Origin of the sequence: Aureimonas sp. N4, from assembly GCF_001463925.1 — a bacterium.
Classification (GTDB): Bacteria; Pseudomonadota; Alphaproteobacteria; order Rhizobiales; family Rhizobiaceae; genus Aureimonas; species Aureimonas ureilytica_A.
The window spans coordinates 68,195-82,159 of record NZ_BBWS01000016.1 but is presented as its reverse complement, the minus strand read 5'-3'; the positions used below and the strand labels follow the sequence as shown (position 1 = coordinate 82,159).

Genomic DNA, 13,965 nt, shown 5'->3' with positions numbered 1-13,965 from the left:
TCGGCGATGCGGATGAGGCGTCATGCAGGTCTTTTCTCCCACGCCCGAAGCGCCGCCTCCCGCGGCTTCCGCCCCGGCGGAGCCGCTGAGCAGCCCACTCGTGTATCTCGGCGTGATGCTGGTGTTTCTGGCGCTGGCGGGGTTCGTCGCGCTGATTCTCGGCCGGCAGGTCCAACAGGCCTTTTTCACCAATCCCGGCCTCAACGGCTTGATCCTCGGTGTTCTGGCCATCGGCATTCTTCTGTCGCTCGGGCAGATCCTCAAGCTCTCGCGCGAGGTGCGCTGGGTCAACGGCTTGCGTGAGGGCGATGCGACGGCGCGCGGCGGGCGCACGCGCCATCCCGTTCTCCTGTCGCCTATGGAAGCGATGATGCAGGGCCGGCGCGGCCGGCCGCGCCTGCCGCTGGCCGCTGGCCGCTCGCTTCTGGAATCGGTCGCCACGCGGCTGGACGAGGCGCGCGACACCTCCCGCTATCTGATCGGCCTCCTCGTCTTCTTGGGCCTTCTCGGCACGTTCTGGGGCCTTCTCACCACGATCGGCTCGATCTCGGCGACCATCCAGTCGCTCGATCCCACAGCCGGCGATGCCGCGACGGTCTTGGATTCCGTCAAGAACGGCCTGTCCGCTCCCTTGTCAGGCATGGGCACGGCCTTCTCCTCCTCGCTCTTTGGCCTCAGCGGCTCGATGGTGCTGGGCTTTCTCGATCTTCAGGTCGGCCGTGCGCAGAATCGCTTCTACACCGAGCTGGAAGACCTCCTGTCCTACGAGGCCGAGACGCCCTCGCTTCTGCCGCTGATTCCCAATGTGCCGAACGGGGCGGAAGAGTTCCGCGTTCTGGCCGACCGGATCAACCGGCTCGTGCTGGAGCAGAGCAATGCCCCGCGCACCAGCGCCGCCATGGCGAGTCTGGCTGAGAGCATTCAAGGCCTCGTGCAGCATATGCGCGGCGAGCAGCAGCTTCTGCGAGATTTCGTGGAAGCGCAGGCGGGCGAGCAGCGCGAGATGCGCCGGGCGCTGGAGCGGCTGAACAATTCCCTCTCCGAGATCGAGCGGAACTGAGTCGATGGCCCTTTCGCGCCGCCGCCAGCGCCGGGATATCGATTACTGGCCGGGCTTCGTCGACGCGCTGTCGACGCTGCTTCTGGCCATCATGTTCCTTTTGTCGGTCTTCGTGATCGCGCAGTTTCTCTTGAGCCGCGATCTTTCGGGCCGTGACACCGTGCTCGGCCGCCTCAACGCGCAGATCGCCGAGCTGACCCAGCTTCTGGCGCTGGAGCGTTCCAACTCGGGCGAGTTTCAGGATCAGATCGCGGCGCTCCAGGCCTCTCTCGCCGGCGCGGAAGGCGAGCGCAGCCGGCTTCAGGCCGCGCTGGATGCCGGCCGCACGAGCGCGCCCGCGCCCGGCGCGACGGTCGGCGATCTCCAGGCGCGGGTGGAAAGCGAGCAGCGCGTATCCGCGCAGGCGCGCGCGCAGATTGATCTCCTGAACCAGCAGCTTTCGGCCCTGCGCCAGCAGATCGCGGCGCTGGAGGACACGCTCGGGGCCTCCGAGCAGCGCGACCGCGAATCGCAGACCCAGATCGCCGATCTCGGCCGCCGGCTGAACGTGGCGCTGGCGCAGCGTGTGCAAGAACTGGCGCGCTATCGCTCGGACTTCTTCGGCCGGCTGCGCGAGATTCTGGCCGATCGCGACAATATCCGCATCGTCGGCGACCGGTTCGTCTTCCAGTCGGAAGTGCTCTTCCCCTCCGGCTCGGACGTGCTTCAGCCGCAAGGGCAGGACGAGATGCGCAAGCTCGCCGACGCCATCATTCAGCTCAACCGCGAGATTCCCTCCGATATCAACTGGATCATCCGCGTGGACGGGCACACCGACAATGTGCCGGTGAGCAGTGGGCGCTTTGCCGACAATTGGCAATTGTCCACCGCACGCGCGGCGGCCGTGGTGCGCTTTCTCGTGGCGGCCGGCGTTCCCGCGCAGCGCCTCGCGGCCACGGGCTTCGGCGAATTCCAGCCGCTGACGCCCGGCGACGACGCCGCCTCCCGCGCCCGCAACCGCCGCATCGAGTTGAAGCTGACCGAGCGCTGAGACGCGGCTGCTCGAAAGGTGATGACAGGCGCGAACCGGACGTAGGCGAGCGCGCCTGTCATTTTTTCAGCTGACGGTGCGGCCGAGCCCTTCCGGGGAATGATCGCTACACAGACACCCGGAAGGCGTCCTACCGGGACGCCTTCCGAGCTTCCGTTCGTGCCTTACTCCGCCGCCGTCGAAGCCAGCGCTTCGCGGCCGGCGTCGAACTGAAGGCGCGCGAGGCGTGAATACAGCCCGCCGCGTGCGATGAGCGCGGCATGGGTGCCTTCTTCCACGATGCGTCCCCCATCCATGACCAGGATGCGGTCGGCCTTCAGGATTGTGGCCAGACGGTGCGCGATGACGAGCGTCGTGCGCTGGCCCATCAGCCCTTCCAGCGCGCGCTGCACCAGCACCTCGCTTTCGGCATCCAGCGCCGAGGTCGCCTCGTCCAAGAGCAGGACCGGCGCATCGCGCAGAATGGCGCGGGCGATCGCGATGCGCTGGCGCTGGCCGCCCGAGAGCGTGACACCGCGCTCGCCGATCACGGTGTCGTAGCCCTCCGGCAGGGCCTGAACGAACCCGTCCGCCTGTGCGGCGCGGGCCGCCGCGATGATCGCCTCGCTCGGCGCGTCGTCGGCCCCGAAGGCGATGTTGTCGGCGACGCTCCCAGCGAAGATGCTGGCATCCTGCGGCACGAAGGCGATGCGCGCCCGAAGCTCGCGCAGATCGGCCTCTCGGATATCCACGCCGTCCAGCAGCACGCGGCCTTCGCTCGGGTCGTAGAAGCGCTCGATCAGCGCGAAGACGGTGGACTTGCCCGCGCCCGACGAGCCGACCAGCGCGACGGTCTCGCCGGGGCGAATATCGAAATCGACCTCGCTGAGCGTTGGCCGCTCCGGCGCGCCCGGATAGCGGAAGGACACGGCGTCGAACTGCAGGCGCCCCCGCGCAGGGGAGGGGAGGGGCGTCGGGACCGCCGGGGAGGCGATGGCGGGTTCCTCTTCCAAAAGCTCGGACAGGCGCTCCGTCGCGCCCGAGGCCGCCGTCAACTCGCCCCAGACTTCCGAAAGCTGCCCAAGGCTGGAAGCGGCGAAGACAGCATAAAGCAGGAACTGGCCGAGCGTGCCGGCCGTCATCGCCCCCGCGACGACGCGATGCGCGCCGATCCAGAGCACGATGATGATCGAGACGGTGATGAGAAAGATGGCGAAAGCGGTGAGAAAGGCGCGCGCCGTGACTGAGCGGCGGGCGGCCTCGAAGGCCTCGTCCACCGCCTGGCCGAAGCGGCGGCGGGCGGCCGGCTCGGCGGTGAAGGCTTGCACGGCGCGCACCGCACCGATGGCCTCGCCCGCATAGGCGCTGGCGCTCGCCAGCCGATCCTGCGCGGCGCGCGAGCGGCGGCGCACGGAGCGCCCGAAGGCGACCAGAGGCAGAACGATCAGGGGAATGGCCGATATCACCACCAGCGACAGGCTGGGGCTCGTATAGGCCATCATGGCGATGGCCCCGAGAAACAGGATGATGTTGCGCAGCGCCAGCGAGGCCGTGGCCCCGACGGCGGATTTGATCTGCACCGTGTCGGCCGTCAGCCGCGAGACGATCTCGCCCGAAAGATTGCGGTCGTAGAAGCCCGGCGACAGGCGCATGACATGCGAGAACACGTCCTTGCGCAGCTCCGCCACGATGCGCTCGCCGATCGTGATCACGAAATAATAGCGCCCGGCGCTGGCCAGCGCGAGCACGAGGCTGAGCACGGCGAGGGTGGCGAAATACGTGTCCACGAAGCCCGTGTCGCCCGACATGAAACCGTGATCCACCACGCGGCGCACCGCGAGCGGGAAGGACAAGGTCGTGACGGAGGCGAGTGTCAGAAAGAACAGCGCGCCGGCCACCAGCTTTCGGTGGCGTCTGACATAGGGCCAAAGACGGGCGAGGGGCTTCAGCGTGCGGGGCCTTTTTTCGCCCCCGCTCTTCTCGTCGGATCGTGCCAAGATGGGATCGCCTTTGCGGCCTTGTGCGCTAACCCCCCCTCATGTATAGGCTCGCCCTTGAATTTGAAAGCGATCGCGCTCCTCATTCCAGTTCGCCTGGTCCGATTCCCTCGGGGCGGCCAGACGGGCTTGGTGAGTGCGAGCGCGTATCGGCTGTGAGGGCATCATGAAGCAGAACATTCACCCCGACTACCACAACATCACCGTCGTCATGACGAACGGCACCGAGTACCAGACCCGCTCGACCTATGGCGCGGCTGGCGACAAGTTGAACCTCGACATCGACCCGACCAGCCACCCGGCCTGGACCGGCGGCAACCAGCAGATGCTGGATCGCGGTGGCCGCGTGTCGCGCTTCAAGAAGCGCTACGAAGGCCTCGGCATCTAATCTGCCGACCTTTGTGTTTCGAAAAAGCCCGGCCATCGCGCCGGGTTTTTTTGTGCCTGCGTGGTTCTCTCACCAGTCCGGCGCATACGAAAACGCCGCCGAACCCGAAGGCGCGGCGGCGTAAAACTGGCCAGCTTTGCGGCGTGGCGGAATTACATGGCGAAGGCGGTGCGCAGAAGGTCGATCTGCTGGCCGACCGGATTGTGAACCACGTCCGGTTCCGGCGCGGGCGAGCCGTAGATTTCGCGATCGAGCATGGCGATGCGCCGCTCCAGAAGCAGGGCGCGCTCGACGAGGCCACGGAAGGAGACCGGCAACTCGTCATAGAATGGCGAATCCACGCCCTCCGCTTCGCTGTCGAGCCGCACCTTGCCCTTCTCGGCCTCGACCTGCGAGCGCGACATGTCGCCCTGGTTCGCGGCGCGCTGGAGCAGCAGCCAGGAGGCAACCTGCATGAGGCGCGTGGTCAGGCGCATGGACTCGGCGGCGTAAAGGGTCGCGGCACCCCTCGAGAGGGATTTGGCGTCCCGGCGCCCATCTCCGTCGAGATAGGCCGCAGTCTCATCGACCAGATTCATGCCCGTATCGAAGATCGGCTGGAACGACGCCGAAAAGGCGAGGCGCTCCGCGATGCGAACGGTCTGGAATGAGGTCTGATCGGACGGCTTTTGTGTCATCAGGGGAGAACCAGCCTCGGGAGGAATCGTTGCATGGTTCGTGCGGCCATCTGCCGGACGAACTCGTTACGCAAAACCCTCTACCCAAGCTCCCTCAGGCGCAACCCCATTCGCTGCGAATTGGTTAACGGCCGAGCGGACGCACAGGTCCCGTCACCTGGAAAAAAGAGAGCCGCACGAAGCGGCTCTATCAAGTTTCAACAGGGAGACGTCGACAACCATCAGGGTCGCCATCCAACGAATTGGACAATCACAGCTTTATCCAGACAGGGTAAATGCTTGGTTAGCGCGGCTCGCGATTCTCGACACAAACCCTATCTTTCCTGCTCACCACGTTGGGCAGCGCAACCGCGCCGCCCATTCATGCCCTTTGAAAGGCACCGAGCCCATGACCCTGCCGCGCACCATGTCGATCGTCGCCCTCGATGGCCACGGAGAGCCCGAGGTTCTGGTGCCGCGCGAAGTCGACGTGCCTCGTCCGGGCGCGGGGCAAATCCTGATCGAGGTTCATGCAAGCGGCGTGAACCGGCCCGACATTCTCCAGCGCAAGGGCTATTATCCCGCGCCAGAAGGCGCACCGGACTGGCCGGGGCTGGAGGTCGCCGGGCGCGTGGCCGCCGTCGGGCCGGGCGTCTCGAATTTTCGCGAGGGCGACACGGCCATGGCGCTTCTGCCGGGCGGGGGCTACGCGGAATTCGCACTTGCGGATGCAGGCACCGCGCTGCCGATCCCCGGCGCTTTGAGCTTCAGCGAAGCCGCCGCCATTCCCGAAACCTTCCTGACCGTCTGGCACAATGTGTTCCAGCGCGGGCGGCTCGTGGCGGGCGAGACGTTCCTCGTGCATGGCGGCACGTCCGGTATCGGCACCACGGCGATCCAGCTGGCCCACGCTTTCGGCGCGCATGTGGCGACGACGGTGGGCAGCCCGGAAAAGGCCGAAGCCGCGCGCGCGCTGGGCGCCGATCTCGCGGTCGACTATCGCCGTGAGGATTTCGTGGCGGCGCTGAAGAGCTGGCGGGATGGGCATGGCGTCGATCTGACGCTCGACATGGTGGGCGGCGACTATACGAACCGCAATCTCCAGGCGGCGGCGGTCGATGGGCGCATCGTGCAGATCGCCTTTCTGCAAGGAGCGAAGGTGGAGATCGATCTGAACCTCGTCATGCAGAAGCGCCTCGTGCTCACCGGCTCGACCCTGCGGGCGCGCGACCATGCCTTCAAGGCGGCTCTCGCGGCGGATCTGCGCGAGAAGGTCTGGCCGCATCTCGAATCGGGCCGCGTGCGCCCGTTGATCGAGGCGACCTATCCGCTGGTGGAGGCCGCCGAAGCGCATCGGCACATGGAGCGCGACCATATCGGCAAGATCGTGCTCGTGACGGGCCGGCAATAGATCGCCGGACTTCCTTGCGATTGCGGCTGGCACCCCCTATAGTTCGCGTTAATTCCCGCATTCGTGGCATGACCACAGCCCGCCTTCCCGGGGGGCCACTAGGAGACTATTACCCATGGCTCAGCAGCTCCTGATGCCGAAGGCCACGGCCGTCTGGCTGGTGGACAACACCTCGCTGTCCTTCGAGCAGATCGCCGAATTCTGCACCCTGCACCCGCTCGAGGTGAAGGCGATCGCGGATGGCGAAGCGGCGCAGGGCATCAAGGGCATGGACCCCATCATCACGGGGCAGCTGACGCGCGACGAGATCGTGCGCGCGGAAAAGGACCCGCGCCACAGGCTCAAGATCGCGCCGCCCAAGGTTCGCGTGCCCGAGGCCAAGCGCAAGGGGCCGCGCTACACGCCCGTCTCCAAGCGTCAGGACCGTCCGAACGCGATCCTCTGGCTGGTGCGCAACCATCCCGAGCTAAAGGACAACGCGATCTCGCGCCTCGTCGGCACGACCAAGCACACGATCGAGCAGATCCGCGAGCGCACGCACTGGAACTCGGCCAATCTCCAGCCGATGGACCCGGTGACGCTCGGACTGTGCTCGCAGATCGACCTCGATCTGGAAGTCGAGAAGGCCTCGCGCGGAATGCCCCGCCCGGAGGAACTCGCCGAGGAAGAGCGTCTCCTGTCGGCCGCACAGACGCAGAACTACCGTTCCGCCCCGCGCGAGGACGACGGAGAGCTGGACGCGGCCGCCGTCTTCGCCAAGCTCTCCTCCATGCGTCGCACCGAGCCCGAGGAAAGCGAAGACGAAGCCTATTGAGGCGCGTCGGCATCGCGGAATGAAAAAAAGGCGGCCTCCGGGGCCGCCTTTCTCGTTTCAGCCGTTGCCGCGAAACTCGGGATAGAGCGTCATGCCGCCGTCGGTGAACAGCGTCTGGCCGGTGATGTAGTCGGCCGCGTCCGACACGAGAAAGGCCGCGACGCGTCCGATATCGGCGGGCTCGCCGATGCGCCCATAAGGAATGAGCTTGAGCATGGCCTCCAAGCCGCCCGGCTTCTCGCGCTCCGACTGATTGATGGCGGTCGCGATCGCGCCGGGGGCGACGGCGTTGACGCGGATTTTCTCGTGCGCGACCTCCTGCGCCAGCGATTCCATCAGAAGCCGCAAGCCTCCCTTGGAGGCTGCGTAATTGACGCGGAAAGCCCAGGGAATGCGCTGATGCACCGAGTTGTCGAAGAGGAGCTTGCCGAGCGAGCGGCTGACATCCTCACGCAGTCCCTTCTTGCGAAAGCGCCGGATCGCCTCTCGCCCGACCAGGAAGCCGCCGGTGAGATTGGTGGAGATCACCGTGTTCCAGTCGTCCAGCGACATGTCGGCGATGGCTGAGTCCCGCTGCAAGCCGGCATTCGACACCACGATATCGAGCGGCCCCAGCGCCGCTTCCGCCTGATCGAACATGGCGATGACATCGGCCTCGACCGAAACGTCGGCCTGCACCGCGACGGCGCGCCGGCCCAGCGCCTCGACGCTGTCCACCGTGCCCTTCGCGCTGTCGGCCGAGCCGCGATAGTTCACGATGATATCCGCGCCGGCGCGTGCGAGTTCCACCGCGATCGCCTCGCCGATGCCGGAGGAGGAGCCGGTCACGAGCGCTGTCTGGCCGTGAAGGGAATGAAGATCAGTAGATGCCATCGGGGTCCTCGATCATCTGATGGGAGGCGTTCACGGGGTCGTCGGAATGCGACGACAGCGCCCGGTCGAGCCAGATCGCGGCCGAGATCAGCGACAGGTGCGTCAGCCCCTGCGGGAAATTGCCGAGATGGTCGCCGGACGTGGAGAGTTCCTCGGAATAAAGGCCGAGGTGATTGGCGTAGGAATGGAGCTTCTCGAACAGAAGTCGGGCTTCCGCCACGAAGCCGGAGCGCGCCAGGGCCTCGACATACCAGAAGGAGCAGATGGTGAAGAAGCCTTCCTCGCCCTCCAGCCCGTCATGGTTCTCGTCGGTGTTGATGTAGCGCCGGACGAGGCAGTCATGGACGAGATTGGCCTGCACGGCCTTCAGCGTCGAGGTCCACATCTGGTCGCGCGGGTTGATGAACTTCACCAGCGGCATCAGGAGAACCACGGCGTCGAGCGTGGAGGAGCCCTTGAACTGGGTGAAGGCGCCCAGGTCCTTGTTCCAGAACTCCTCCAGAATGCTGCGCTGGATCGCGTCGCGCTCGGAGCGCCAGCGCAGAATGTCGGCCGGCAGGGATTCCTGCTCGGCGATCTTCATGCCGCGATCGAGCGCCACCCAGCACATGAGGCGCGAGGACAGATATTCGCGGTCCTCACCCCGGCTTTCCCAGATGCCCTTGTCGGGCAGGTGCCAGTGGTCGCAGAGCCAGTCCATCAGCCGCGACAGCTTGGCCCAGACCGCATAGGCCGGCTTTCCGCGCGCCTTGGTCGCGATATAGACCGCGTCCATGAACTCGCCGAAAATGTCCATCTGGCGCTGGCGATAGGCGGCGTTGCCGACGCGCACCGGGCGCGAGCCGAGATAGCCGCTCAAATGGTCGAGCGAAACTTCGGGCAGCTTCTCCGCGCCGTCCATCGCGTACATGATCTGGAGGCCGGACTCGACATCCTCATGCGGCTCGACAATGCGCTCCATCAGGAAATGAATGAAGGCTTCCGCCTCGTCGAAATAGTTCAGCCGCGACAGGGCGTAGAGCGTGAAGGCGCTGTCGCGCACCCAGCAGAAGCGATAGTCCCAGTTGCGCTCGCCGCCCACGACCTCCGGCAGGCCGAACGTCGCGGCGGCCGCGATCGAGCCATGGCTCGCCGAGGTCAGCAGCTTGAGCGTCAGCGCCGAGCGCACCACCAGCTCGCGCCAGAAGGTGGGATAGCGCCCTTGTTTCACCCAGCGGTGCCAGAATTCGCGCGTCTGCCCGAAGGCGGCGCGCGCGTATCCGGGCTCGATCTTCGGTGCGTCCTTCCGGCCGGGGCAGAAGATCACATAGACCGACTCGTCCTCCTTCAGGTCCACCTCGCCCGAAATCGTGCCGTTCTCGACCTGCAAGGGGATCGAGGAATAGAAGAAGACCTCTTCGCGCCCGCCATCCGACGCGCGGTCCCAAGACACGGCGAAGCCGCCAGGAATGGCTCGGAAGTCCGGGTGGATTGAGCCGTATTCGGGGCGCGGGCGAATCTGTACGCGAAAGCGCACCGGGCCCATGATCGCCTTGCCCCGGCGCACGATGCGCCCCGAGCCATCGGTCGGCATGAAATCGGTGATCTCGCCGATCCCGTTCGCGCCCAGAAAGCGTGTGAGGAGAATATTGGTGTCGGGCAGATAGATTTGCCGACAGGTCAGCGCGTCACCTTCGGCCCAGAGCCGGAATTCGCCGCCCTTGTCGGTGTCGAGCAGCCCGGCGAACAGGCTGGGCGAGTCGACATTGGGATGACAGAAGAAATCGATCCGCCCGTCCTGCGCCACGAGGGCGATGGTGTTCATGTCGCCGATCACGCCATGGGCGGAAATCGGGTTCGGCAGCGCGGGGGCGGAAGCGGACTGCATCACAAAAACCTGTTGGTCGGGCAGGCGTGACACATTGGTCGTTTGGCCGGGAAGTAAAGTCAGTTCGGGGGTCTCGCGCGGCGGAAGGCCCGTGGGGAAGGCGGCTGACCTTTTACGTAAAAAGGCAAGGCGAACGGGATGCGCGCCTTTCAATTGCTCCATCCGCCTGCTTTCAGTATCCACGACGTTCGAAGCAGCGGAGGTAAGCGTACCTTACCCCCGCTGGCTGACGCAGTTCGGAGTGACTATGAGCGCCATGGAAGACAGCCTGCGACGAGCCCTCGAAGGTGGCGACGCGCGCGATCCCGCCTTTCGGGAGAGCATCTATGCCGCCTCCGAACGGGCCTTGGAGCGGATGCTGGAGGCGCGGGGCGCGGAGGAGGGGGTCGCTCACGAGCAGCGCTCGCGCCTGGCCGAGACGATCAACCGCGTGGAAGCCGACTTCGCGCCGCAAAGCTTTGCGCCGCAGAGCTATTCCGCCGAACCCCATCCTGATGAACACGAGCCGGAGCCCTATGAGGAACGGCTGACGGATGAAGCTCATCCGCACGCCGCGCCGGACGGTGACGTGCGGGACGAGCGGGGCGAGGATAACGGCTGGACGCCGGGCCGGCCGCGCGCATCCGACGAAAAGACCCGCGCTTTGCCAAGCTGGAAGGTGCCTGCCTTGGCCGCTCTTCTGGCGCTCGGGCTGGGGCTTCTCGCCTATGCCATCACGGGCGCGCTGCGCGGCCGCGAAACCCCGGAGGTCACGGGCTCCACGGAAGCGGTCGATACGCTTCCCAAGCTCGCCTGGATCGACGTGTTCGACGGCAACGACCTCGAACGTCTCTCGACTCCCGCGGGCGGGCGCATCGAGGCGGTGAAAAAGGACAGTGCGCGCGAGGCCGTGCGCATTTCGGCGCCGGCCGGCAGCCCGAACGAGGCGCTTCTGGCGGTCGGGCCGGGGACGCTGCATCAGATCGCCGGGCGAAACGTGCGCATCGAAATCATCGCCGGTTCGCCCGATGGCACGCCGCGCGAATTCTCCGTTCGCTGCCTCGTCGGCAGCCGAAGCTTCTGCGACAGCCAGCGCTTCACCACCGACATGCCGGAAGAGGCCTTCGTCTTCGATGTCACCGTTCCGGCCGTGGCCAGCAACGATACGAGCATCGCCATTGCGCCGGGTGTCGCGGGGCAGACCAACGATGTGGACATCTATTCCCTGCGGCTGCGCCAGCTCGGCTGAGCTGCCGCGACGCCGCTGAAACTTGCTCTCGATTTTTCGTGAGAAATGACCGCTTCCTGTCATCTGATTGACGAGCGAACATGCGAATCGTGTCGCTTGTTCGATCGGGATGCGCAAGCGGAGCGATGATGTCCATTGGCATGACCGAGACAGGCTTACCCGGCGGCGGTGCGCGTCGTGGCAGTTTTATCTCGCTTTCCACGCTGGTTCTGGTCGGGGCGCTCGTCTGGGCGGCTTGGGTGATTCCGCAGTTGCGCCCCGTCGTCGGCGGGGTTCTGGTGCTGAGCGCCTTGGTCGAGCTGATCCAGCGCAGCGCGCGCGCCTCGCTTCGAGCCAAGGCCGGCAAGGTCGGCGAGGTCGCGCCGCTCTGGCCCAATGCCAGCGTCAAGAGCGTGGTGAACGCGATGCGCGAGCCGGCCTTCGTTCTGGACCGCGACCTTGCGCTGCGCTTCTCCAACGCCGTTGGCATTCAGACCTTCGGCAACATGGTGCTGGGCGATCCGATCGCCATGCGCTTTCGCGCGCCCGAATTCATCGCCGCCATGGCCGAGGCGATCGAGGCGGACGAGCCGCAGCTGACCGAATATGCCGAGCGCGCGCCCTCCGACCGCGCCTGGGCCGTTGATATCCTTCCGATGCCCATGCCCGGCGAAGCGCAGACGCATTTCTTCCTGGCGCTGTTTCGCGACCGCACGCAGATGCGCCGGATCGAGAAGATCCGCACGGATTTCGTCGCCAATGCCAGCCACGAATTGCGCACGCCCCTGGCCTCGCTTTCGGGCTTCATCGAAACGCTGAAAGGCCCGGCGCGAGACGACCCCAAGGCGCGCGCGCAGTTTCTCGACATCATGCAGGATCAGGCCCGGCGCATGTCGCGCCTGATCGACGATCTCCTGTCGTTGTCGCGTATCGAGATGCGCCGCCGGCTGGAGCCGGGCGAGCGAGCCGACATCGCTTCCGTTCTGCGCGTCGTGGCGCAGCAATCGGCGCCGACCGCAGCGGAGAAGGATCTGACGCTGGAACTCGTCGGGCTGGACGAGGGCGAAGCGCTGGTCAATGGCGATCATGATGAACTGGTTCAGGTCTTCGGCAATCTCGCTGAAAACGCCATGAAATATGGCGACGGGGGCGGGCGCATCCAGATCGGCCTGACGCGTGGGTCCGACACGGTCGAGGCCTTCGTGCGCGATTTCGGCCGGGGCATCGCGCCCGAACACGTGCCGCGTCTGACCGAGCGCTTCTACCGGGTGGAGGACGGAAGCGCGCGGGCGCGGGGCACGGGCCTCGGCCTCAGCATCGTGCGAAACGTGTTGATACGCCACAACACACGGCTATCGATCGCCTCGATTCCCGGGCAAGGCTCGACATTCTCGGTGCGCTTCCGGCTGGCTTCTGTGAGGTCGTCCGGTAAGGCTGCGTGAAATCAACAGCTTAGACTGTCATAAATCGGATATGGCTTTGTCATAGACAGGTTGCGTCGGCCGGCTAGACCGGCATCGAACAACGCCGCGTCCTTTGATCTTGCCCGGCGGTTCGCATTCGAAACGTTTCGATGGAGAAACGCCTGTGATCAAGTCCCTCTTCGCCACGCTCGCTCTCGGCGCGGCCGTCATGACGACCGGCGCGGCTTTCGCGCAGAGCACGCAGCCGGTTCATGCGGCCGGTTCCTCGACCGTTCTGCCCTACGCGCAGATCGTGGCGCAGAATTTCGGCGAAATCTTCCCGGACTTCCCGACCCCGGTCGTCGAGTCGGGCGGCACGTCGGGCGGCTTCCGCCAGTTCTGCGCGGGCGTCGGCCCGGAGACGGTCGACATCGCCAATGCCTCGCGCCCGATCTCGGACTCCGAGAAGAAGGCTTGCAAGGATTCCGGCGTGACCGAAATTCAGCAGGTTCGCTTCGGCTATGACGGCATCGTCTTCGCCTCCTCGGCGTCCGGCCCGAGCTTCGTCCTGACGCCGGAGACGATCTTCAAGGCGCTGGCCGCCAAGGTCGTCAAGGACGGCAAGGTCGTGGACAACACCGCCGCCAAGTGGTCGGATGTCGACGCCTCGCTGCCGAACCAGGACATCATCGCCTTCATCCCGGCCGAGAACCACGGCACGCGCGAAGTCTTCGAAGAAAAGACGGTCGTCGCCGGCTGCAAGTCCTCCGGCGCGCTCGAAGCCTTCAAGAAGGCCGGCATGGACGACAAGGCCGCCGAGAAGCAGTGCCACCAGATCCGCAACGACGGCAAGGCCGTGGACGTTGCCGGCGACTACACCGAGACCCTGGCGCGCATCGCCGCCAACCCGCAGGGCGTCGGCGTCTTCGGCCTAGCCTTCTACGACCAGAACCAGGACAAGCTGAAGGTCGCCACCGTTTCGGGCGTCACGCCTTCGGTCGAGACCGTCGCTTCCGGGCAGTATCCGGTGTCGCGTCCGCTGTTCTTCTACGTCAAGAAGGCGCATCTCGGCGTCGTTCCGGGCCTCAAGGAATTCGTGACCTTCTGGCTCGACGATCAGATGATCGGCCCCGACGGCCCGCTCGCCCAGTACGGCCTCGTGCCGGCCCCTGAGGCGCAGCGCGAAGAAGCCCGCAAGGCTTTCGAAGCCGGCACCACGATCGCCGAATAATCCATCTTCTTCGATGGGAGGCCGGCCCAAGGGTCGGCCTCTTCACTTT

The 13,965-nt window shown here is 65.9% G+C and carries 12 protein-coding genes; 8 read left to right on the top strand and 4 right to left on the bottom strand.

The features are described from left to right. Positions 1–22: 22 nt before the first annotated feature. On the top strand, positions 23–1,060 hold the full coding sequence (locus tag AUL28_RS05635; RefSeq protein WP_062230952.1) for a hypothetical protein: 1,038 nt from the start codon (positions 23–25) through the stop codon (positions 1,058–1,060). A gap of 4 nt (positions 1,061–1,064) precedes the next feature. Continuing rightward, positions 1,065–2,090: a peptidoglycan -binding protein gene (locus tag AUL28_RS05630; RefSeq protein WP_058601870.1), complete on the top strand. Its 1,026-nt coding sequence runs from the start codon at positions 1,065–1,067 to the stop codon at positions 2,088–2,090. 164 nt (positions 2,091–2,254) lie between these two features. On the opposite strand, the gene AUL28_RS05625 is transcribed toward AUL28_RS05630, so the two are convergent. Continuing rightward, on the bottom strand, positions 2,255–4,066 hold the full coding sequence (locus AUL28_RS05625) for an ABC transporter transmembrane domain-containing protein (protein WP_082640276.1): 1,812 nt from the start codon (positions 4,064–4,066) through the stop codon (positions 2,255–2,257). A 166-nt stretch (positions 4,067–4,232) separates the two neighbouring features. Here AUL28_RS05625 and rpmE point away from each other — a divergent pair, with 166 nt between their 5' ends. Further along, a complete protein-coding gene (gene rpmE / locus AUL28_RS05620) occupies positions 4,233–4,454 on the top strand; it encodes a 50S ribosomal protein L31 (protein WP_058601872.1) in 222 nt (73 codons plus the stop codon). Positions 4,455–4,606: 152 nt separating this feature from the next. Here the strand turns inward: rpmE and rcdA are convergent, their stop codons facing one another. Beyond that, complete coding sequence (gene rcdA / locus AUL28_RS05615; RefSeq protein WP_058635083.1) at positions 4,607–5,131, bottom strand: protease adaptor protein RcdA; 525 nt, start codon at positions 5,129–5,131, stop codon at positions 4,607–4,609. A 388-nt stretch (positions 5,132–5,519) separates the two neighbouring features. Here rcdA and AUL28_RS05610 point away from each other — a divergent pair, with 388 nt between their 5' ends. Beyond that, complete coding sequence (locus AUL28_RS05610; protein WP_062230951.1) at positions 5,520–6,521, top strand: NAD(P)H-quinone oxidoreductase; 1,002 nt, start codon at positions 5,520–5,522, stop codon at positions 6,519–6,521. Between the two features lie 115 nt (positions 6,522–6,636). Beyond that, complete coding sequence (locus AUL28_RS05605) at positions 6,637–7,335, top strand: DUF1013 domain-containing protein (protein ID WP_062230950.1); 699 nt, start codon at positions 6,637–6,639, stop codon at positions 7,333–7,335. 57 nt (positions 7,336–7,392) lie between these two features. Here the strand turns inward: AUL28_RS05605 and AUL28_RS05600 are convergent, their stop codons facing one another. Continuing rightward, on the bottom strand, positions 7,393–8,208 hold the full coding sequence (locus AUL28_RS05600) for an SDR family oxidoreductase (protein ID WP_062217559.1): 816 nt from the start codon (positions 8,206–8,208) through the stop codon (positions 7,393–7,395). Next, positions 8,195–10,075: a glycoside hydrolase family 15 protein gene (locus AUL28_RS05595; RefSeq protein WP_244493420.1), complete on the bottom strand. Its 1,881-nt coding sequence runs from the start codon at positions 10,073–10,075 to the stop codon at positions 8,195–8,197. Before AUL28_RS05595 ends, AUL28_RS05600 begins: the two co-directional genes overlap by 14 nt. A 247-nt stretch (positions 10,076–10,322) precedes the next feature. Between AUL28_RS05595 and AUL28_RS05590 the strand changes: the two genes are divergently transcribed. From AUL28_RS05590 to AUL28_RS05580, 3 genes are all read left to right on the top strand, one after another. Then, on the top strand, positions 10,323–11,303 hold the full coding sequence (locus AUL28_RS05590; protein ID WP_062230949.1) for a hypothetical protein: 981 nt from the start codon (positions 10,323–10,325) through the stop codon (positions 11,301–11,303). 128 nt (positions 11,304–11,431) lie between these two features. Further along, positions 11,432–12,724 carry an ATP-binding protein gene (locus AUL28_RS05585; protein WP_192843407.1) on the top strand — a complete coding sequence of 431 codons (1,293 nt, stop codon included), beginning with the start codon at positions 11,432–11,434 and terminating at the stop codon, positions 12,722–12,724. A gap of 145 nt (positions 12,725–12,869) precedes the next feature. After that, positions 12,870–13,916, top strand: coding sequence for a PstS family phosphate ABC transporter substrate-binding protein (locus AUL28_RS05580; protein ID WP_062230987.1), 1,047 nt, complete (start codon positions 12,870–12,872; stop codon positions 13,914–13,916). The last annotated feature ends 49 nt before the right edge of the window (positions 13,917–13,965 follow it).

Coding starts and splice junctions, on each gene's coding strand:
- AUL28_RS05585 (WP_192843407.1), top strand. CDS start 11,432: ATGTCCATTGGCATGACCGAGACAGGCTTACCCGGCGGCGGTGCGCGT.
- AUL28_RS05600 (WP_062217559.1), bottom strand. CDS start 8,208: ATGGCATCTACTGATCTTCATTCCCTTCACGGCCAGACAGCGCTCGTG.
- AUL28_RS05590 (WP_062230949.1), top strand. CDS start 10,323: ATGAGCGCCATGGAAGACAGCCTGCGACGAGCCCTCGAAGGTGGCGAC.
- rpmE (WP_058601872.1), top strand. CDS start 4,233: ATGAAGCAGAACATTCACCCCGACTACCACAACATCACCGTCGTCATG.
- AUL28_RS05605 (WP_062230950.1), top strand. CDS start 6,637: ATGGCTCAGCAGCTCCTGATGCCGAAGGCCACGGCCGTCTGGCTGGTG.
- AUL28_RS05630 (WP_058601870.1), top strand. CDS start 1,065: ATGGCCCTTTCGCGCCGCCGCCAGCGCCGGGATATCGATTACTGGCCG.
- AUL28_RS05595 (WP_244493420.1), bottom strand. CDS start 10,075: ATGCAGTCCGCTTCCGCCCCCGCGCTGCCGAACCCGATTTCCGCCCAT.
- AUL28_RS05635 (WP_062230952.1), top strand. CDS start 23: ATGCAGGTCTTTTCTCCCACGCCCGAAGCGCCGCCTCCCGCGGCTTCC.
- rcdA (WP_058635083.1), bottom strand. CDS start 5,131: ATGACACAAAAGCCGTCCGATCAGACCTCATTCCAGACCGTTCGCATC.
- AUL28_RS05610 (WP_062230951.1), top strand. CDS start 5,520: ATGACCCTGCCGCGCACCATGTCGATCGTCGCCCTCGATGGCCACGGA.